We start from the raw sequence: 20440 nt of genomic DNA on the forward strand, positions 1-20440 counted from the left end.
TTTTTCTTCCATCAACCTCCACAATCCTATTTTTTTTTCGGTTTTTTTGTTTTTTTCTGTTTTTTTTTTTTTTTTTTTGTTTCTTTTTCTTTTTCCTTCCTCCCCCCCCCCCCCCCCCCCCCCCCCCCCCCCCACCGCTCCAATTCTGCACCGATCTGCGGGCGATCTTCGGGATGAATAGTTGCGAGCCAATTGGCGTTGCTGTTGCCAAAACTACCTGGTGGCAACCCATAGAGATACTCCAATTCGCTCGACCAGGTGACGAGATCGGCAGTAATATCCCATTCAAATGTGCCGAGTTTACCAGCCTGTTGGGCTAGCTCCAGGCGGTTTTGGATATTTTCTCGCGACTCGATTTCCTGAGTGAGTGATTCGTTCGCGGCTTCGACGGCGGCGGTGCGTTCTTCTACGCGCCACTCCAAGGTTTCATTGATTTCGCGGAGGGCTTCGGCTGAGGCTTTGCGCTCGATCGCATACCGGATCGCTCGTACTAAGATATCGAGACTGATTTGCCGTTTGACGAGATAATCCTGAGCGCCATGTCGCACTGCATCGAGGGCTAATTCATCATCGTTGGTATTGGTTAACACCACGATCGGTAAACTTGGGGCATGGTGGATCAGTGCGTCTAAAGATGCCAGCCCGTCACTATCAGGTAATGTTAAATCGAGCAGCGCAACATCAAATCGAGTGGAATTGAGTTCGGTAATTGCTGGCCCTAACCGCTGGAAATGGACTAAGCCGAACTTGTTAGCCCAAGCATCCTGGAGAATTTCCCTAAATAACCGCGCTTCAGCGAGATTATCCTCAATTAGCAACACTTGAAGGTCTGGATAGTCAGTGGCTGTGTTGTACTTCGGCACTTGCGGCGCAGCCATCGGGACAGACTTTGTGGGGATGGCTGATGCTGTAGAAAGTTTTGCTAAATTATCTGGCATTTAGTTATTCCCGCTTTGGGGTTTGAGCCTCCCTACCTGTAAAAATCTGGGCAGGTTGGGGGAGTTGTCATGTTGCTGGGTGCGACTAGCACCATCCCTCAGAAGGTATCTGAAAAGTGAATTTCGCGTTACTAGCTTATAAGGTTTCCCCCAAGAAAGCCTTCAAAAGATGCCGTGTATATACAAGTCTGTTGGACTTCGTTTCTAGTTTTGTGTGCCCCCCAACCCCCCAATTCTGGGGGGCTTTCAATTGTCTTACTCCCCCAAAATTGGGGGCTGGGGGGCTGCTTTTAGGATGGATACTAGAGTTTTACGACTTGTGTAAACCGTAGTTTTTTAAGGGGATTTAGGGGAATCTCTAGGGTTTTCGATTCGATCGAGTCGATTCGATCGGTCAACTGACACTCTTAAATGGAATTGTAAATGAAAAAGTAGCACCTTGTCCTAATTCTGAAGTTACCCAAATTTTACCATGATGACACTCGACGATTTTTTTGCATAGAGTTAGACCGATGCCCGTACCTGAGTATTCATCGCGGGTATGTAAGCGTTGAAAGATTACAAAGATCCGATCGAAATATTTGGGATCGATGCCGATCCCATCAGCTCGAACGGCAAATAACCAGTCATTTTCCCGTTGAACTACGGAGACATCCACCTGGGGGACGGTATCTGGTTTGCTAAATTTAATCGCATTCCCGATCAGGTTCTGGAAGAGCTGAGTTAGTTGCGTACTGTCGGCTACAATCGTCGGCATCGGGTCGGAAGTGACGATCGCCCCTGTTTCGCGAATTGGCCCCCGCAAGTGGTTCAGAGCGCGATTTAAGGCGATGCCAACATCGGTCGGCTCCCATTCAATCCCCTGTAAGTCTAACTTCGAGTAGACTAATACATCATCAATCAGGTTCTGCATCAAGTTTACGCCCTCGACTGCCAAGCCGATAAACTCTTGGGCATCTCGATCGAGTTCCTTGCTGTAGCGAGTGCCTAGGAGTTGGACATAGCTGGCTACCTGATGCAGGGGTTCTTGCAAATCGTGCGATGCAACGTAGGCAAACTTCTTGAGTTCGGCATTAGAGCGGACTAAATCGGTGGCGAGCAGAGCTAATTCTTCAGCTTGACGCAGGACGATCTTGACAACTGCGCTGCGGAGTTCGATCGCCGATTCAATTTCGACAGTTTTCCAGAGGAGAGAATGCAGCCGGACTATTTCTTTCCATAATTGGAAAGATTTGCGGGGATATACGGACAGATTACCAGCAGTTTCGACTACTTGGAACGGATGATGTGGGTCGCCGCCCCAATTAATCGCACGCAGTACTTCAGGACGGAAGCACAAGATATAACTTTGCGGCGATAGCGAAATCGATAGCAACCCACTAGCAACGTCCTTGAACCGCTCGGCAGCAGGATCTAATGCCGCCAGCGAGTCTGTCGAAAATACTTCATCCTGCACATTGGCATTCAACCATCCCACTAAGTAATCGAGTTCAGCAGGTGGTGGAGTTTGCCCGATTGTCGTCCATTCGCCGCCAAAATAGACGGCTGCGCCCTCAGCCGCGAACAGATCTAATAAATTTGGCTCGTAGCCCATTAAACCATTCACGAAACTAGTCTTCGATCTAGCCTCTCCCCTGGAGAATTGGGACATGCGATCGATCGCCACAGATCGATCGTGTGCTAATTTCGATCGATAGCTGAAATCTCCGATCTGTTCGATCGTCGAAATATCAGCAAAAATCACCTGTCCCAGCAGTTCGCAAGCTTTCCGCAACTCATAAGCTACCGATTTGGGTGTCTGATGGTGACAAGCAATTATCCCCCACAAATGTCCATTTCTGAGCAGGGAAATCGTCAAAGATGCTCCCACCCCCATATTCTGAAGATATTCACTATGACAGGGAGCCGCACTCCGGAGATTTGCCAGCGTCAGATCTGTCGGTCGATCCGTCAGCGGATGCTGGGCTGGAATCATTTCCACCGCCTGTTCGCGAGTGTCCGAAATCACCCGAATCTGGTTGGCAAGAAACATCTCCCGCGCTGGTGGGGGAATATCCGACGCTGGGAAATGCAGCCCCAAATAGGACTCCATCTGAGCCACTTTATCTTCGGCAATTACTTCGCCATGCCCATCATCATCGAACTGATAGAGCAGTACTCGATCGAATCCGGTCATCTCCCGTACTTGGGCGACCACATTTTTTCCGAAAGCGGGTAAATCGGCAGTTAACCGCTCGTTGGCACCCCTCCCTCGGAGAATCGAGGTTTTGGCTAAATGATAAAAACTGAGAAAGGGGATATGCTCATCTTTCTGGGTTGGTTCCAATTCTAAAATGAGCGCACCATCGGGACTGCGATGGAACACAGCATCAAATACACTGTAACTGTCCGGATTCCGCAACCACACCTTACTGTAATTGCTGCGCTCGAAATTCTGCTCTGCCAATCCCGCTCGAAATTTCTCTACCTGAAAAACATCTAAAATCTGCTCTAATGGCTGCCCGAGCAGCCGATTTGGTGCGATGCCAAAGGTGGCGAGCGTATTATTACTCACCTGTAATACAATTAAATCTGGCTCTTGCAAGACTAGCAATACACCATGAGATTGAACTTTTGTCAATGTATTAATTGACGATCGCTCTAAGTTGGTGAGATCGGGATATAGAGTGTCAAAATTAGTGCCTATCATGATTGACCCAATCGTTCTAGTTGTATTAGCTTAACTCAATTCGATCGTCCAATGTGGTTATCTCTTAATGACCGATCGCCCATCCCCCATCTCCCATCCCCCAGCTCCCATTTCCCAGCTCCCATTTCCCAGCTCCCATCTCCCATCTCCTATCGAAAAACGATCGCCATTTCCTGGTATCGTAAGGATGAGAAAATTTGAGTTGAGAAGATAAATTAACATGGGGACGACTTACCAGCGGGTATTGCTCAAACTGAGTGGTGAAGCCCTAATGGGCGATCTTGGCTATGGTATCGATCCGACGATCGTCCAAGCCATCGCCCAAGAAGTATCCGAAGTCGTCGCCACTGGCGTTCAAGTCGCGATCGTTGTTGGTGGAGGCAATATCTTTCGTGGTGTCAAAGCTTCAGCCAAAGGTATGGATCGAGCGACGGCTGACTATGTGGGGATGATTGCCACAGTGATGAATGCCATTACCCTCCAAGATGCGCTAGAACAAAAAGGAGTACCTACCAGGGTACAAACCGCTATTGCCATGCAGGAAGTTGCCGAACCCTATATCCGTCGCCGCGCCATCCGCCACCTGGAAAAAGGTCGGGTAGTGGTGTTTGGAGCGGGTTCTGGAAATCCGTTCTTTACCACCGATACTGCTGCTGCCCTGCGCGCTGCCGAGATCGATGCTAATGTGATTTTTAAGGCTACTAAAGTTGATGGTGTCTATGACTCCGATCCGCATGTCAATCCAGATGCCAAGCGATTTAAAAGTTTGACTTTTAAGCACGTTCTCGATCGAGACTTGCGGGTGATGGATACTACGGCAATTGCCATGTGTCGGGAAAATAATATTCCCATTATCGTGTTCAATTTGTTTGAGCGGGGCAATATTCAGCGCGTAGTAGCGGGTGAAACAATCGGTACATTTGTAGGAGGTTCTTGTGAAATTTGCTGATGTCGAAGGTCATATGCAGAAGGCGGTTGAGTCAGTCAGCCGCTCGTTTAATACGATTCGGACTGGACGCGCGAGTACGAGTTTGCTCGATCGAGTGACGATCGATTATTATGGTACGCCAACACCCCTAAAGTCGCTGGCAAATATCGGTACACCCGATTCGACGACGATTACGATCCAACCATTCGATCGCAGTAGCATGAGTACGATCGAAAAAGCGATTTCGCTTTCAGATATCGGCTTGACTCCCAACAACGATGGTTCGACAATTCGCCTAAATATTCCACCATTGACTGGCGAACGTCGCAAGGAATTTGTCAAGCAAGCGGGTAAGTACGCCGAAGAAGGCAAAATTTCGGTGCGAAATATCCGACGCGATGCGATCGATTATGTCAAAAAACAGGAGAAGGCTAGCGAAATATCTGAAGATGAATCAAAAGATCTCCAAGATAAAATTCAAAAGCTAACTGATAAGTATGGAGCCAAAGTCGAACAAGTATTAGCCGAAAAAGAAAAAGACATTATGACTGTTTAATATTGGCTGTCAGTTGAAACAATAATTTATATTACGGTGGGCACTGCCCACCACTTATGTTTAGACATTAAAAATTAGTCGATCGCGATCGATATCTACAAATAAAAGATTAAATGCAGTTATAAAAGCAATCATCTTTGCTGGTGGGCATTGCCCACCCTACATTCTAATATCTAAATTAGATGTGGCTTATTGCCCGATATTTACATTTTAGAATACACAAAAACTTAATTGATTTGCTTATGAAAATAAAAGTGATTGAAAATTTTGATGGAAGTTTCGCCCTCGATCCTCAAGTACAAGCGCTTTTGTTTGAGTTACTAAGAGGCGAAAAATTTTTACAACAAGTTGCCGAGCAGGCAAGTTGTCAACATGTCACCTTTCTTGAAATAATATTTCAGCCTGTACCTTACAGCCCCGGTACACCCAAAGGAATGCCCGCCGAAACCGAACAATACTATCAATCTCCAGATCATTTGATTATTAATGTTCCGCCTAACTTTATGTTCGCCGCGAAAATTTTTCATCCGAGTCGGCTGTGTGCAATTTATCAAAAAAGTTAATTAATAAGCTTGATGTCTACGGGATTCGATCGGACTACAGTGCTAATCGAGTCATGAAGCACTAATAATATTTTACATCTACAAGTTATAATTTATGTCAGCGACTACCGATATTCCAAGTTTAGAAAGCTTGGGATTTTTACCGTATATAAATGATATTGGCGAATTACCCGAAATTCTTCAATATCAGATTGGTATTTATGCGATCTTCGATCGATCTCAAGACTTGCAATTTGTCGGCTATTCGCGAGATATTTACCTGAGTCTCAAACAGCATTTAGTCAGACAGCCAGAACTTTGTTATTGGGTAAAAGCAACCACGATCGATCGACCAAATCGGACATTTCTCGAAAGTGTCCAGGCTAGTTGGATTGCAGAAAATGGCAGTATTCCAATTGGCAACGGTGAGGCAAATTCTCAATGGTTAGATCCGATCTCTACCCATCATGCCATGACCGCCGCCGAAAGTGACAGCTTTGGCGACTTGGATGGTTTGGCTCAAATCAAGCTGCTCAAGCAAGTCGCTAGACGCGTTGAGGACACGATTTTAGCTAAGCTTCAAGAGCGCGGCGTCCAAGCTGAAATTCGCTTCAATCCCAAGCTCAAAGAGCAAGGTTTACTAGATCTCAAATAATCTCGGCTTTGTTGGCTGTAAATGCTCGATTATCAATTAATTTAACTCTCCCGCGATTGTGGTAGAAATGAATTATTTCTACCACCAGTCAGGCGTTTGAGGCGCATGGTTTGTAAAAACCAACAGACGATCGCACTCGGAAGCGATAATAATAACCAGAGTGGCGATAATAGAATCGCGAGGACGATCCCACCGATGGCGGTAGTCACACCCAAAAGTTGTAATAAAATAATCCGGGGTCGCCTGTGCGCTGCGCCAAGTTTGATACTACCGCCTTGCAGCCACCAATAAATCGATTGCAGACTACCATCGAGCCAATGATAAAGGGGATGGCGAATTGTTTGAGTGCGAGCAGATGTTCTAAATAGTCTCACTAATAAAGTTCGCAGAATTAAGACGATATTAGTACACAGACTAATCAATGTCACTAACGGCATATTTTCCCAAAGTTTATCGACGCCAATTCGATATTGATGGCGAAAGAAATGCTGCTGCTGGGTAGTTAAATTGGTGAGGGATTGATGGATAATTCGGACGATAGTATTTGGGTTGGATGTGGGTACAGTGCTAGCAGCATCGAGTTCGAGTTTATTGAGCAGCCAACTTTCGTCACCTGTTCCCCGCCACCAACCTTGCTCGTCCATACCCTCAATTGCTGAGTGGACATCGCTGGATAATATATCATGTTGCCCAGCTAAAACTAAGTCTGCTAGAATTTTCTGAAGCTCGGCCCGATCGATCTGCAATCCAGGTTGTGCTAAAGTTTCTAAATGCTTGCCAATCTTTTGCCGTTCGTTGCCAGATATATGTGGGAGTGATTCGGAGATCAACCAGTCTAAATATTGAGCTGAGGTGCAGTTTGTTCTGGTCGATTCTCGCTGTACGAACGTCGCAAAAGCAGTTACCGATGTGGGAGTGATAATTCCTTCTAAGATTCGATTGAGTCCATCCAAGCGTCCCCACAGCAAATCGTTAGATCGCCAGGATTTTTTAAAGAAGCCACCGATATTATAGAGTTTATCACCGCAGAGCTTTTCTTGAGTATTTTTGCCACTACCGATGCCTAACTGGGCATTGTCTGGACTGATACAAATTGGATTGATTATTGATTTTTCATGCAAACTAGTCAGGTATTCAAACGGGTATAATTCTCGATCGACAAACTCAAATGTATGCCATTTTTTCAGCAGTCGTTCGCTGTAGCGATCGCCGAATTTCTCGATCGTAACTTCAGCGGCGATTGAAATCTGTCGCAAGATACTGGGAAAGCTTTGATTGCGATCGTTATCAAACTCTAATTCGCGATCTGCCCAAATTAAAGGATGAAGATTGGTACTTTGTCCTAGTTCGGCAATTCGTTGTTTTAATTGAGCAAAGACACTCGAAATTTGCGTCTGAGACAACCAGCGATTTCCATCGGTTTTGGCAGCTAATTCTGGTAAATCTAGCCAAAAATAAACGGCAATCGTCTCAAAACTCGATCCAGAAGCGTCAGCAGGAATAAACGTTTGAAATTTATGACCATTGAGTAGGAATCGATGCAGGCGAAAGATTAGTTCGTAGACTAGCGCGCGTAGGCGGCGATCGTTGCCTTCTTGATTGATTAAGTAATAAAAATAATTACTAACGGAACGGTCGTTTAACAGCAGTTCGATGCTTGCTCTAATTACTTCTAATAATCTAATATTGCAGCTCAATCGACCTGCTAGATATCGGAGCTTTTCTCGATCGGCATCCGACGGATTCAAGGCAATAATATCGCCAATTCGTTCGATTAGATAAAAGTGCTGACGCAAGCTATACTCGACATCCAAATCGACAATTTGTGATTCAAATCGTTCGAGCAACTTGTAATGATGAGTGCGATCTTGGTGGTTGGTAAATTTGCTCGTCAAAATCCGATCGATCTTATCGAGTACGACTGAATATTGAGTATTTTGAGATCCCAGATCCGCATGAAGTAGAAGCGGTAAATTGCGATCGCGAAAATCAAATAATCTACCCCGCAAGTAAATTTGCGATTGCGTGCGATCGCTACTTTCGATTAACTGCTGAGAATCGACATCTAATTCGGCGCGATCGATTAAAGTTTGATAGCGTCGTACCTTATGATTGTGTTCGTGAATCGTGCGCAGATCGTTGGTAATGCTCTGATGAATTGGAATTGATAAAGCTGCGGCTTGAAGGATTTTCCCCGTGCGCGATTGTTGCTTTTTACCGACCTGCATCCGCTCGTTGAGCTGTTCGGGATTGGGATCGACATAAAATAATTTCCGTTGACCCGCACGGCTGGGCAAGCGGTAGTATGCCTCTTTCATCAGGCAAGTTAGGGGCGTATTGTCCAGCAAGCCACCATCGAGAAAATATAATTTATCCCCTCGCTCTAGCGGCACTGGCGAATAATACTTTGAGAGTTTACCCCAAGTCACTAACTGTCGATCGACTAAATTGCGGCGATCTTGTAAATCCACCTCTACTAGGGGAAAAATAATTGGCGTTCCCGCCGTAATCTGACACAATTTTACTAGGGCTTGAAATGTATCGGTAGGCGATCGCGGTAATTCTGGATCTTTAAAGTATGGATTGAATGGTTCTTTCCGACCTTGACGATGTTTTAACCGAAACATCGTCCGGTGATTTTTGGCTTTGAGGTTGAGCGCGTTTTCATCCAGCGTTCGGTCTACTCTACCGAGATAATCAGTGCCTGCGATCGCGAGATCTAATTCTTTGGTACTCGAAAACCATTCTTGTGGCGATCTCGGTAGCTTGTATTCGATGCCCTTAATGAGTGTCGCGAGCAATCCGCGCTGATAAAAGCTCTCGCTGGCGGCATTAGCCGCTCCAGATGGAGATTTAAACGGATTGGGCTTTTGGAGTAGTTTGAGTAATTCGCCACTGTTGCGCCAAATTTTGGCAAAGGCACTAAAGTCGATTGTCTCGCGATCGTTACTATTGGCGATCGCATAGCCGAGTAAAATGCCATTGATGCCACCTGCCGAACTGCCGGAGATCGCATCCACCACTAAATCGGCATCTGTCAACGCTTTGACTAATTTATAGATGCCGCGACCGCGCACGGCATGGTAGAACTCTTGGCAAACACCATGAGTGTAGATTGCCAGGGATACGCCGCCATAAACTACCAAACCCAATTGTATTTCACGCGAAAATCTGGGTCGATAATAGCTACGCTGATTAGACATGATTGCAGGTTACAAGCAATAACTGGGCAGGAAGTTCGGGGGTCGAGAGTGTGGTGTGCTTGAGCCGATCTTACAGTTTTTAGTCTCAAATCGCCATGTGGCGACCAAAAGGACTGCTTGGGCGATTTTATCCCATTTTAACAGGCTCCATCGCGATCTGTTGGAGATCGTGCCAGTGATGTGCCAATCGGGAGATCGACAATCATTAGCCATACTACACTACTCAGTTGCCACTTATCGATTTAGTAAACTAAATAAACCACACCAAATGCTCATCTTGTGGCAAGCTGAAGGTGAGACAATCGTCGCCACATCCCCACCATTGTTTGTATATGCAGACCCTGCCAGCACCCACCCAGTCCGCTTATAGTAATTTAGGTACGGATACCACCATTCATCGCCGTCAGACTCGTTCTGTAGCCGTTGGCAGCATCAACATTGGCAGCAATCATCCCGTTGTCGTCCAGTCGATGATCAATGAAGATACTCTCGATATCGAGGGTGCTGTTGCTGGCATCCGCCGTCTCCACGAGATCGGCTGTGAAATCGTCCGCGTGACCGTGCCCAGCATGGCACATGCCAGAGCGCTTGCCGACATCAAGCAAAAACTAATCGATACATATCAAGTCGTGCCCCTGGTCGCCGACGTGCATCACAATGGGATGAAAATCGCTCTAGAAGTCGCCAAGCATGTCGATAAAGTGCGAATCAATCCCGGCTTGTACGTGTTTGAAAAGCCCAAACCAGATCGCACCGAATATACCCCCGCTGAATTTGCCGAAATCGGCGACCAGATCCGCGACATGCTCGAACCGTTGGTGATCTCGCTCAGAGACCAAAATAAAGCGATGCGGATCGGTGTCAATCATGGTTCGCTTGCCGAACGGATGCTATTTACCTATGGCGATACTCCCGAAGGAATGGTCGAGTCGGCGCTAGAATGTATCCGCATTTGTCAATCTTTTGACTTTCACAATCTAGTGATCTCGATGAAAGCTTCCCGCGTCCCAGTAATGCTCGCCGCTTACCGCCTGCTCGCCCAACGGATGGATGCCGCCGGGATGGATTATCCAATTCACTTGGGAGTGACTGAAGCTGGTGATGGCGAGTACGGACGGATCAAGTCCACTGCTGGGATTGGGACACTGCTTGCTGAGGGTATCGGTGACACATTGCGGGTATCGCTGACAGAAGCACCAGAAAAGGAAATACCCGTTTGTTATAGTATTCTCCAAGCATTAGGCTTCCGCAAGACAATGGTCGAGTACGTCGCTTGTCCCTCTTGCGGTCGGACGCTGTTTAATCTCGAAGAAGTTCTCCACCAAGTACGCGCGGCTACCAATCATCTGACAGGTTTAGACATCGCCGTCATGGGATGTATTGTCAATGGCCCTGGTGAAATGGCAGATGCCGATTATGGGTACGTCGGCAAAACACCCGGCTATATCTCCCTCTATCGCGGTCGCGATGAAATTAAACGCGTGCCTGAAGCCGATGGGGTCGCCGAATTAATCGCCCTAATTAAGGCCGACGATCGTTGGGTTGAACCGGAGTAGAGGGTAGAGGGTAGATGGGAGATGGGAGAGGGGATAGTTGCCAGAAGATGGGAGCGACTGAGCCAATGTCAAACGCCACTAGCTACAGATTGCACTTGCCTCCAGCAGAGCTAAGCGTCGCTTAATGAATCAAAGAAACTAGAACGGGTGGCTGGGTTTCGCCTACCCCCTACCCCCTACCCTCTACCCTCTGCCATCTGCCATCTGCCATCTGCCATCTGCCATCTGCCATCTCCCATCTCCCCCATATGCTAAGATTTAATAAATGTGAACCGAGTCACCACACCTGCTTTATCTGTCAATTATGCTAAGTTAAGCAGCAGCCGAGCGCATCCACTTTTCCTTTACTGCTAATTCCAGACGTAAATCATGAAGATCGAAAAACACGGGTTAGTTATTGGTGCTACAGCATTCGTCCTCACCGCAGTCGCAGTTACTGGTGCGGGACTTCATCTGCCCAAAGGTGTCGCCTTCTTCAAGAATAGTCCCAAGGAATTAATCGATGAAGTGTGGCAGGTAGTCGATAAACAGTATGTCGATGGTAGCTTCAATCAAAAAGACTGGCGGGCAATCCGCAAGCAGTACCTCAACAAGAATTATAAGACCAAGGAAGAGGTGTATAAGTCTGTCCGAGCGATGCTCAAAAATCTCAACGACCCTTACACTCGGTTCATGGATCCTAGAGAGTTTCGGGATCTGCAAGTAGATACTTCCGGTCAATTAATTGGTGTCGGGATTCAACTGAGTCAAAACGAGAAAACCAAGAAACTCGAAGTAATCGCCCCGATCGAAGATACTTCAGCTTCTAAAGCCGGAATTATTTCCAAAGATATTATTACCAAAATCGATGGTAAGAGTACCAAAGGGATGGATGTCAATCAAGCCGTGCAACTGATTCGCGGGAAAGAAGGCACCAGCGTCAAGCTCACCATTCAACGCGACAATCGGCAAGTTCTCGAATTCAATCTGTTGCGCCAACAAATCGAGATTCACCCCGTCGAAGCTAAATACCGACCCAAAGAACTCGGCGGGATCGGCTACATTCGTCTCAAACAGTTTAGTGCTAATGCCGCGACAGAGATGTCCGCAGCCATCCAGAAACTCGAAAGCCAAGGTGCCACAGGCTATGTCCTCGACTTAAGATCGAATCCCGGTGGCTTGCTCTACGGCGCGATCGATATCGCCCGGATGTGGATGGATGATGGCAAAATTGTCTCGACAGTCAACCGCCAAGGTACTGGCGATGTGAGTTCTGCTAACAAGACTGCCATTACCAAAAAGCCCTTAGTCGTCCTCGTTGATGGTGGCTCCGCCAGTGCGAGTGAAATCCTCGCGGGTGCCCTTCAGGATAACAAACGCGCTCAACTAGTCGGCGTCAAAACGTTTGGGAAAGGCTTGGTTCAATCGGTGCGTCCGCTCTCTGAAGGTGCGGGGATGGCTGTGACGATCGCCAAGTACTTCACCCCTAGCGGTAGAGATATCAACCACGCTGGGATTAAACCAGATGTGGAAGCCAAGTTGTCCAAAACTCAAATTCAAGCCTTGGTTAAAGATCGCGCTAAAGTAGCAACTGCTGCCGATCCGCAGTACGCCAAAGCCATTCAAACATTGCAAGTAGCCATCGCGCGAAGCGGCGGTTCTGCCCAAAAAAAGTAACTGACACGACGGAGATCGCTAATGCGTCGTGTCAGGTAGCAGCCAGCGATTGTGGTTTAGAACAGTCTGTCACCCAGCTCACCAATCGTTATTTATCCAAAGCGCTGTATTATCTTTGGCTCGCAAATTAGACTGATTAACAAAAAAGCCCTGGCTTCACTCGAAGCTGGGGCTGTTTGTTGAGAGCATTATTTCCCAGCCTTGGTAATGGAGAGCGCTACTCAAACTAAATCCGCTTCGCAGGTTTGACTAACGGGATTCGGTATCAAAAGTCAAACTTTGGCGAATCAGTTATGATAAGGATTAGTGTAATGTAAACCTTCGGAGATACTCGATCGATGGCAACTTTAAAAATTGTAGTTAACATTGTAGTAGCATTGTTTCTACTCGTGTTTATCTTTGGATTCTTATCTAACGATCCTTCCCGGAACCCAAACAACCGCGATCTGTCTGAATAGATATAGTTCGGATCGATAGTTAGCGATGGAGAGCGTCAGCGTGGGGAAACAGTCAGATCGGTACGTGGCTCGGCGAAAGTGGCAACTCGCGGGGTATTTATTACTCTTGTCCTACTACGCGATCGACATTTCTCTGCATCCCGTATTTGCTGGCGAGGTGCCAGCACCCACCGCAAATTTAGCTCCCATCAGCAGCTCGGCACCGCTAAAATATACGATCGTCCAAAATGGCCCTCAAGCCCCGCCGACGACGAATATTGCCGCACCCAAAGGGACGATCGAACTCAATGCCTCACAGCAAGAATTTGATAATAATACGCAGATAATTACGGCCAATGGCAAAGTAGTTGTCAGATTCAATCAAGCGATCTTGCAGTCCGATCGCTTGCGCGTCAATCTCAAAACCAAAATTGCTGTCGCTGAAGGGAATGTCTCGCTGCTGCGCGGCAAGCAAATCCTCTACGGAACTCAGTTTGAATACAATTTTGAGGAAGATCGCGGAAGTGTTGTCGAAGCACGCGGCGATATCTACCAGCCGACATTAGTTAGCGATCTCAATGGCATCGCCAGAACGACAGTAGCGCCGCCTGCTGGTGAAAAGACCTTTGTCGAACCGCTATTGAGCGATCGCCTGCGTAACGACCAACCAGTCACTAATATTCAGAATATCGGTACTACGGGGATTAATAGCAGCGATCGCGATATTGAATATCAGCCCACACTCAAACCCCGGGGCGGGACAATTACGCGATTGCGCTTTCAAGCTGATAAAATTGACTTCGTAGGCGATCGCGTCACGGCTGAAAAAATCCGCCTGACTAACGACCCTTTTTCACCACCAGAACTCCAAGTCAAAGCCGATCGCGCACAGTTTAGAATTGTCAGTAGTGAGGAAGATGAAATTACAACTAGTAATGCGCGTCTGACTGTCGAAAATAATTTTGATGTTCCCATTTCACCGCTATTTAGAGACCGATTAGTCTTAAATAAAGTTGGCAAAAGCCCTAATCCTTTTAACATCGGATTTGACGGTCAAGAGCGCGGCGGTGTCTATGTCGAAAACAATTTTTATCCGATTTTCGATCCGCGCTTTAAACTCACTGTTACCCCCCAATATTATCTTCAGCGTGCAGTTACTAAATTAAACCCGATTGACAGTTCGGCATTTGGTGTGAAAACAAGTATCGAAGGTAATTTTGGCCCTGATACTACCCTCCAAGCTTCAGCCGCCTTAACTGGATTCAATTTCGATAAAATTAGCGACAATTTTCGCGGCCAAGTCAGCGTCAAACAAAATCTGAGTTTAGTCGGGTATCCTCATCTATTGACGGGTGAAGCTGTCTATCGCCAACAAGTTTTTAATAGTTCGCTAGGGTATCAAGATGTCCAGTCGAGCTTGGGAGCGGTATTAGCTTCTTCAGTTATTCCGATTGGCAATACTGGTGTCAATCTCGACTATCAACTGGGCGCACAAATGATTAATGCCAATACCGATCGGCAAAATCTTCTCAGTCCGACTCGATCGAATAATTTGATTACCCTCAATCGCTATCAAGCATCCGCAAATCTCAATAAAAGTTTTCGACTGTGGGAGGGAAAAAGTTTACCGCCAAACGAAAAAGAAACTTATAACTATAGTCCGGTGCCAGTCGTACCTTATCTCCAACTTAATACCGGAATTAGGGCAGTAAATAGTAATTATAGTAATGGTGAAAATCAATCAGCCATTGGCTATAATGTCGGCATTCAAGGACAGTTTGGCAACTTTTCCAAACAATCTTTTGATTATACTGGATTTAATTTGAACTACTTTCAACAATTTCGCTCTCAAGAATCACCATTTCTATTCGATCGACTCGTAGACAATCGGATCTTATCGGCGGGAATCAATCAACAAATTAGCGGACCCTTCCGATTGGGAATTCAATCCTCACTCAATCTCGATTCTGGACAGCAAATTAGCACGGATTATTATGTAGAATACAGTCGCCGTACCTATAATATCATCGTTCGCTATAATCCCACACTTCAACTAGGATCGATCGGTTTTAGGCTCAATGACTTTAACTGGGATGGCATCACACCTAGATTCTAAGCCAATATTACCCCGCGATTATCATCGTTGCATTACACTCGATCGATAATCCACTCTACGAATTGAATCGAGTTGCTATTGCTAAAGTATCTCGACTTTTTCAAGACGATCCTAGAGGATATTTAATTATTAATTATCAATTATCAATTACTCATGGATGCTCGTCAGCTAGTATTGTTTGCGCTCAAAGATATCGAGACTGGTAGCTATACCGATGTAGTCGTCGAGCGACTATTAAGTAAATTTGAATTAGCCGCAGTCGATCGCAATTTATTTACCGAATTAGTTAATGGGATCGTCCGCCGCAAACGCACCCTGGATGCGATTATCGATCGATTAGCCAAACAACCTGCGACGCGTCAACCACCCAATCTCAGACAACTATTACGACTGGGACTATATCAGCTTAGATATCTCGATCGAATTCCCGATTCTGCGGCTGTCAATACCACGGTAGACTTAGCTAAAACTAACGATTTAGCTGGATTAGCTGGCGTTGTCAATGGTATTTTACGGCAGTATATTCGCCTTCAAAATGAGTGTGAAGAAGTCCTGGATTTACCTGAAGATCCGCTCGCTCGTTTGGGAACTTTATATAGTTTTCCAGACTGGACGATCTCGCAATGGATTGCCGAATTGGGAGCGATTGAAACCGAACAATTATGTCAAGCTTTCAATCAAACTCCCAGTATTGATGTGCGCCTAAATCCGCTTAAAATAGAGCTAGAATTAGCCACGGACACCTCAAACATCGCAAAACTGGAACAACAACGCCATAAATTAATTGAGATTTTTGAGACTGCTGGCGTTATAGCAATCCCTATTCTCTATACACCACAAGGATTGAGATTTGTTGGTAGTGTGGGTGCAATCAGTCAATTACCTGGCTATCAGGCAGGCTGGTGGACGATTCAAGACAGTAGCGCTCAACTCGTAACACATTTATTAGATCCCCAGCCACATGAGGTCATTATCGATGCTTGCGCGGCACCGGGCGGCAAGACTACGCACATCGCTGAATTGATGGGTAATACCGGACAGGTTTTAGCACTAGATAAAACAGCCTCGCGACTCAAGAGACTTCAGCAAAATCTCGATCGACTGCAACTAACTACTATCAAAATTTTAACTGGCGATAGCTGTGATTTTAACGAACTGACTGATACAGCCGATCGAGTATTATTAGATGCACCATGCTCAGGACTGGGTACACTCCACCGTCGCGCTGATGCTAGATGGCAAAAGACACCAGCACAAATCCAGGAGCTAGCCCAATTACAAGCCAAGCTACTGGCAAATACTGCAACTTGGGTCAAACCTGGTGGCGTGCTAGTATATGCGACTTGTACCGTCTGCTCGATCGAAAATGAGGAGATCGTTCTGCCGTTTTTAAAAACTCATCCAGATTGGCAAATCGAACCACCACCTGCTGATTCTCCTTTAGCAAATTTAGCGAGCGAGTCTGGCTGGATTAAAGTTTGGCCGCACCGTCAACAAATGGATGGCTTTTTTATGGTTAAACTGCGCCGTTTACTAACAAATTAATCCAGATTAATGAATACGGGGAGTTATCAGATCGAGTTAAGATAGCTCAGGGACATTTTTGTAAATTATTATGGCAAAGCTATCTCCAGAAATCCGAGCAACTTTAAGCCAACAGAAAGAACAACTATTAGATCTTATCGATGAAGCAAGATCGTTAGAGTTCATCATTCTGGACAGTATTGGTGAAAATCAGGAGACAATCTCAACGCTAGAACAACTGACTGAAATAGCCGAACAAGCCAGAACCAAGCTTTCGCAACTTTCAACCCTTCACTTGCGGATTGCAGAAGTACAACCCAGTATTTCTAACGATCTGCTAAAATTGATGAATGACGCTATCGCCAATATCGAGAATCGCATTCCTGCGTTAGAGCGGAGTCTAGAGGAAATTAAACTAGATTGGAGGTTAAAATGAGTTCTATTCCTACTATCCCAGATCCAGAAAAAATTAAGCAGACTTTAGCTAGAGCGCATCGAAATTGTCAGGAAATGGAGTTGGCAGGTATTGAACTAGAAGAAGTTATTGCCAAACTCGATCGAGAAATATTAACCCAACGTAAACAACGTTTAGGTAAAGCATTAGAACAGGGACAAGGTTAATCTACGAATCGATCGAACCCCCTCATTTTAGCTTGATGAGTCATCAGATCGGTTTTTCTAGCAAGATAACAAGATCGCGAAGAGCCGACGAAAATTTATCATTGATTTATCATTGTACCGCAAGTGGCAGATGAACGATTTTAACGAAGATATCCAGATTACCGATCGAGAATTGTTACATCAATTGAATAATTTGTCGGATCGTGACTCGATTGCCAAATATTTGAGCCAACCGCGATATAACGATCTATTACTGGCGATGATGCCGCTGGTGGAGAATAAAGATCGAGCAATCCGCATCATCGAATTGACGTGGGAAGTTAATAAGAAACTAGCCTCTAGACTAGCAGGTGCTGCACAATCTCAATTTCAATCGGAAACAGTAGGGCGATTGAGAGAACTAATTGATCTATTTACACAGGGACAGTCTTACGGACTTCATAGCAAAATAAATTTTTTAGCTGCAACAAATTCCGAGTTAGTTATTCCAGAGTTAAGCGGTATTTTCGATTATCGAGCGATACAAGCATTAAAAGTAATTGCTAGTCAGAAAGAGCTAGGAAGCGTAGCAGTTTTGGCAGAGGCTGCTTTAATTAAAGATTTAGAAAATCCTAATGTTCATGTTAGAGAAATGACTGCGAACGCACTAGGAGATCTTGGCAGCAATTCTGCTATTCCCTTGTTGATTAAGAATTTACAGGAACACCCTGATTTTTCGATGAGAATGAAGGCAGCTACAGCATTAGGCAAAATTGGAGATCGAGATACTGTTGATACTTTACTCGTAGCCTTGCAGGATAAGCATGAGTATGTACGTGGTTGTGCAGCAGAAGCATTAGGATTATTGAAAGACGATCGAGCGATCGAGCCATTGTTGATTGCACTAGAAGATCGATATTATTGGGGGGTAAGAACGAGTGCCGCGCAAGCATTGGGTAAACTAGGTAGCATTCAGGCAATCGAACCATTAATCCAAATGTTGGTAGATTCAGAGCCAATGATTCGATTTTGTGCAGCCGCAGCGTTAGGCGATTTAGGCAGCGATCTATCTGTAGAACCTTTGATACAAGCTTTAGCAGATGAACATCCCCAGGTTAGAAAAGATGCAGCAGAAGCATTAGGAAAAATAGGGAATGAACGTGCTATCGAAGTATTAGAGTCTCAGTTAAGAGAGGGAGATCTATATATACGGCAGGGTGCTATTAATGGATTGGGTAAAATTAATAGCGAACGCTCTATTCAAAGTTTGTTCGATTCTTTCAATAGTCACGATCCAGACTTATGCGATCGTATTGCGGGTGTATTGACTAGCGATACTAGCAAAAGACAAATAGAATTATTGATCGATATTTTACAAAATGGTTTTTATCGCGCGCGTGGTAGATCTGCTGAAATATTAGGTAAAATTGGTGAAAAACAAGCGATCTATCCTCTGATCCTAGCAGCACAATCTGAGAACTGTTGGATTAGAATCAAAGCAATTCGATCTCTGGCTAGAATTGGTAATGATGAATCGGTGGAAGTATTAATTAAAGCTTTGCAAGATCCATCACATAATATACGAAAGAATGTGACGCTTGCACTCAGAATTATCGGGCAAAGACAAGCAGCCAATCTAGAACAAGTGATCGATCCTTTAATTATTGCCATACAAGATTCGTCTCATGCAGTGAGAATGGGTGCAGCAGCTACTTTAGGTGTCATTGGTAGCGATCGAGCAATGGAACCTTTGATTGATAGTTTGCAATCAGAACATCATCAGATCCGACTATCAGCATTTTACGCTGTAGTCGGAATTTACGGAATCAACAACAAATTAACATTGAGATTATCCTTACAAAGCCAATTTCAGAATGTTCGCTCTGCAATGGCTCGATTATTACCACAAGTTGATTATAAAATAGCGATCTTTGGGTTAAGTGCGGCAATGGAACACTCTAATCGTAAAGTTCGCAATGATGCTAGTCGTTACAACTTTTTCGGTACAGTTATTTCCAGAATAGAAACTAAAGAGAACTTTAGTACTGCGATCGACTTAGCCATTAAGGGATTACAACATAAAGATATCCGTGTTCGGATAAATACAGTACAGTCTTTAATTAGAACTCCAACTTCATCATCTTTAGATGAAGGATTAATTGCTGTTACTGCTGCATTAGTAGATTGTCTCGATTTTCGTAGCTATGTACGCCGAAGTATTGTTGTCAAAGCTTTAGGTGCTGTCGGTCAACAAAATGCGATCGAACCTTTGTTGAGCATCTTGAAAAATGAACAAGAGCATCGAGCAAATATTCGTGAAGATGTTGTCGATAGCTTACAGCAGATCGTCCTTCGATTGGGGAAAAATATTTCAAATTCACAAAAAAGCTTAATAGCTGAGGGATTGACAGATGCAATAAAAGACGAGTCTTGGAAAGGAAGAGAGCGTGCAAGTATTCTATTGGCAAAAATACACGCATTAGATTAGTGCAAATTGGATAATGTGCAATTCGATCCTCTGACTTTCCGCGAGTCTCTCCTTGGAAAATCGATCGCCCCAAACACTCACCAGTAGCCGCCACCTATTAAAATAGAAAGACTTATATACAGAATCTCTATTTTAAGATGTTAGAAGCATATCGCCAGCATACAGCCGATCGAGCCGCGTTGGGAATTCCCCCATTACCCCTCGATGCCGAACAAACCAGTGCCCTCTGCGAACTATTACAGCATCCACCAGCGGGTGAAGAGGCTAACCTAATTGCATTATTGCGCGATCGAGTTCCGCCTGGAGTAGATCCGGCTGCTTATGTCAAAGCTGGCTTCCTGACTAGCATTACTACAGGTAAAATTACTAGTCCGCTGATTAATCAGATCGAGTCGATCGAGTTATTAGGGACTATGCTAGGTGGATATAACGTTCGATCGCTAATTGACCTCCTCGAATCTAATGATACCGAACTGGCAACCGCCGCAGTCAAAGCACTAAGTAAAATCGTCCTCGTTTACGACGCATTTAACGATGTGTGGGAACTCTCCC

16 protein-coding genes and 1 pseudogene are annotated in these 20440 nt (G+C 45.3%); 14 read left to right on the top strand and 3 right to left on the bottom strand.

Features of this window, described 5'->3' with window-relative positions:
- Positions 1 to 26: 26 nt before the first annotated feature.
- Both RMO35_RS23970 and RMO35_RS23975 read right to left on the bottom strand, forming a co-directional pair.
- The gene (locus RMO35_RS23970) at positions 27 to 938 is read right to left on the bottom strand and encodes a response regulator (protein ID WP_309745063.1); all 912 of its coding nucleotides are present in this window, start codon (positions 936 to 938) and stop codon (positions 27 to 29) included.
- Between the two features lie 394 nt (positions 939 to 1332).
- Positions 1333 to 3627, bottom strand: a complete 2295-nt coding sequence (locus RMO35_RS23975; protein ID WP_309745065.1) for an ATP-binding protein — start codon at positions 3625 to 3627, stop codon at positions 1333 to 1335.
- A gap of 220 nt (positions 3628 to 3847) precedes the next feature.
- Between RMO35_RS23975 and pyrH the strand changes: the two genes are divergently transcribed.
- From pyrH to RMO35_RS23995, 4 genes are all read left to right on the top strand, one after another.
- Entirely contained in the window at positions 3848 to 4576 is a 729-nt protein-coding gene (pyrH, locus tag RMO35_RS23980) for a UMP kinase (protein WP_309745067.1), read from the top strand.
- Positions 4563 to 5111 (top strand): ribosome recycling factor, encoded by a 549-nt coding sequence (gene frr, locus RMO35_RS23985; RefSeq protein WP_309745068.1) that lies wholly within the window; start codon positions 4563 to 4565, stop codon positions 5109 to 5111. Before pyrH ends, frr begins: the two co-directional genes overlap by 14 nt.
- Positions 5112 to 5353: 242 nt before the next feature.
- The gene (locus RMO35_RS23990; protein WP_309745070.1) at positions 5354 to 5674 is read left to right on the top strand and encodes a hypothetical protein; all 321 of its coding nucleotides are present in this window, start codon (positions 5354 to 5356) and stop codon (positions 5672 to 5674) included.
- A gap of 94 nt (positions 5675 to 5768) precedes the next feature.
- Positions 5769 to 6308 (top strand): GIY-YIG nuclease family protein, encoded by a 540-nt coding sequence (locus RMO35_RS23995; RefSeq protein ID WP_309745072.1) that lies wholly within the window; start codon positions 5769 to 5771, stop codon positions 6306 to 6308.
- A 41-nt stretch (positions 6309 to 6349) separates the two neighbouring features.
- Here RMO35_RS23995 and RMO35_RS24000 read toward each other — a convergent pair whose 3' ends face one another.
- The gene (locus RMO35_RS24000; protein ID WP_309745074.1) at positions 6350 to 9511 is read right to left on the bottom strand and encodes a patatin-like protein; all 3162 of its coding nucleotides are present in this window, start codon (positions 9509 to 9511) and stop codon (positions 6350 to 6352) included.
- A 55-nt stretch (positions 9512 to 9566) separates the two neighbouring features.
- Here RMO35_RS24000 and RMO35_RS24005 point away from each other — a divergent pair, with 55 nt between their 5' ends.
- The 10 genes and pseudogenes from RMO35_RS24005 to RMO35_RS24050 form a co-directional block, all read left to right on the top strand.
- Positions 9567 to 9881 (top strand): hypothetical protein, encoded by a 315-nt coding sequence (locus RMO35_RS24005; RefSeq protein WP_309745076.1) that lies wholly within the window; start codon positions 9567 to 9569, stop codon positions 9879 to 9881.
- Positions 9844 to 11067 (top strand): (E)-4-hydroxy-3-methylbut-2-enyl-diphosphate synthase, encoded by a 1224-nt coding sequence (ispG, locus tag RMO35_RS24010; RefSeq protein ID WP_309745078.1) that lies wholly within the window; start codon positions 9844 to 9846, stop codon positions 11065 to 11067. Before RMO35_RS24005 ends, ispG begins: the two co-directional genes overlap by 38 nt.
- A gap of 369 nt (positions 11068 to 11436) precedes the next feature.
- Positions 11437 to 12723, top strand: coding sequence for a carboxyl-terminal processing protease CtpC (ctpC, locus tag RMO35_RS24015; RefSeq protein ID WP_309745080.1), 1287 nt, complete (start codon positions 11437 to 11439; stop codon positions 12721 to 12723).
- A 338-nt stretch (positions 12724 to 13061) separates the two neighbouring features.
- Entirely contained in the window at positions 13062 to 13181 is a 120-nt protein-coding gene (locus RMO35_RS24020; protein ID WP_309745082.1) for a photosystem II reaction center protein I, read from the top strand.
- Between the two features lie 25 nt (positions 13182 to 13206).
- Complete coding sequence (locus RMO35_RS24025; RefSeq protein ID WP_309745084.1) at positions 13207 to 15276, top strand: DUF3769 domain-containing protein; 2070 nt, start codon at positions 13207 to 13209, stop codon at positions 15274 to 15276.
- Between the two features lie 153 nt (positions 15277 to 15429).
- Positions 15430 to 16821 carry a 16S rRNA (cytosine(967)-C(5))-methyltransferase gene (locus RMO35_RS24030; protein ID WP_309745086.1) on the top strand — a complete coding sequence of 464 codons (1392 nt, stop codon included), beginning with the start codon at positions 15430 to 15432 and terminating at the stop codon, positions 16819 to 16821.
- Positions 16822 to 16891: 70 nt separating this feature from the next.
- Complete coding sequence (locus tag RMO35_RS24035) at positions 16892 to 17236, top strand: hypothetical protein (RefSeq protein ID WP_309745088.1); 345 nt, start codon at positions 16892 to 16894, stop codon at positions 17234 to 17236.
- Complete coding sequence (locus tag RMO35_RS24040; protein WP_309745090.1) at positions 17233 to 17421, top strand: hypothetical protein; 189 nt, start codon at positions 17233 to 17235, stop codon at positions 17419 to 17421. Before RMO35_RS24035 ends, RMO35_RS24040 begins: the two co-directional genes overlap by 4 nt.
- 130 nt (positions 17422 to 17551) lie before the next feature.
- Positions 17552 to 19888, top strand: a complete 2337-nt coding sequence (locus RMO35_RS24045; RefSeq protein WP_309745092.1) for a HEAT repeat domain-containing protein — start codon at positions 17552 to 17554, stop codon at positions 19886 to 19888.
- Positions 19889 to 20025: 137 nt separating this feature from the next.
- Positions 20026 to 20440 (top strand): annotated as a pseudogene (locus tag RMO35_RS24050) (aconitate hydratase B); the annotation flags it as partial.

It is taken from the genome of Chamaesiphon sp. OTE_20_metabat_361, assembly GCF_031364565.1.

What these genes read in the sequence shown, in the direction of transcription:
- RMO35_RS23970 (WP_309745063.1), bottom strand. Translation starts at nt 938, where the DNA reads ATGCCAGATAATTTAGCAAAACTTTCTACAGCATCAGCCATCCCCACA.
- RMO35_RS23975 (WP_309745065.1), bottom strand. Translation starts at nt 3,627, where the DNA reads ATGATAGGCACTAATTTTGACACTCTATATCCCGATCTCACCAACTTA.
- pyrH (WP_309745067.1), top strand. Translation starts at nt 3,848, where the DNA reads ATGGGGACGACTTACCAGCGGGTATTGCTCAAACTGAGTGGTGAAGCC.
- RMO35_RS23990 (WP_309745070.1), top strand. Translation starts at nt 5,354, where the DNA reads ATGAAAATAAAAGTGATTGAAAATTTTGATGGAAGTTTCGCCCTCGAT.
- RMO35_RS23995 (WP_309745072.1), top strand. Translation starts at nt 5,769, where the DNA reads ATGTCAGCGACTACCGATATTCCAAGTTTAGAAAGCTTGGGATTTTTA.
- RMO35_RS24000 (WP_309745074.1), bottom strand. Translation starts at nt 9,511, where the DNA reads ATGTCTAATCAGCGTAGCTATTATCGACCCAGATTTTCGCGTGAAATA.
- ispG (WP_309745078.1), top strand. Translation starts at nt 9,844, where the DNA reads ATGCAGACCCTGCCAGCACCCACCCAGTCCGCTTATAGTAATTTAGGT.
- ctpC (WP_309745080.1), top strand. Translation starts at nt 11,437, where the DNA reads ATGAAGATCGAAAAACACGGGTTAGTTATTGGTGCTACAGCATTCGTC.
- RMO35_RS24020 (WP_309745082.1), top strand. Translation starts at nt 13,062, where the DNA reads ATGGCAACTTTAAAAATTGTAGTTAACATTGTAGTAGCATTGTTTCTA.
- RMO35_RS24025 (WP_309745084.1), top strand. Translation starts at nt 13,207, where the DNA reads ATGGAGAGCGTCAGCGTGGGGAAACAGTCAGATCGGTACGTGGCTCGG.
- RMO35_RS24030 (WP_309745086.1), top strand. Translation starts at nt 15,430, where the DNA reads ATGGATGCTCGTCAGCTAGTATTGTTTGCGCTCAAAGATATCGAGACT.
- RMO35_RS24035 (WP_309745088.1), top strand. Translation starts at nt 16,892, where the DNA reads ATGGCAAAGCTATCTCCAGAAATCCGAGCAACTTTAAGCCAACAGAAA.
- RMO35_RS24040 (WP_309745090.1), top strand. Translation starts at nt 17,233, where the DNA reads ATGAGTTCTATTCCTACTATCCCAGATCCAGAAAAAATTAAGCAGACT.
- RMO35_RS24045 (WP_309745092.1), top strand. Translation starts at nt 17,552, where the DNA reads ATGAACGATTTTAACGAAGATATCCAGATTACCGATCGAGAATTGTTA.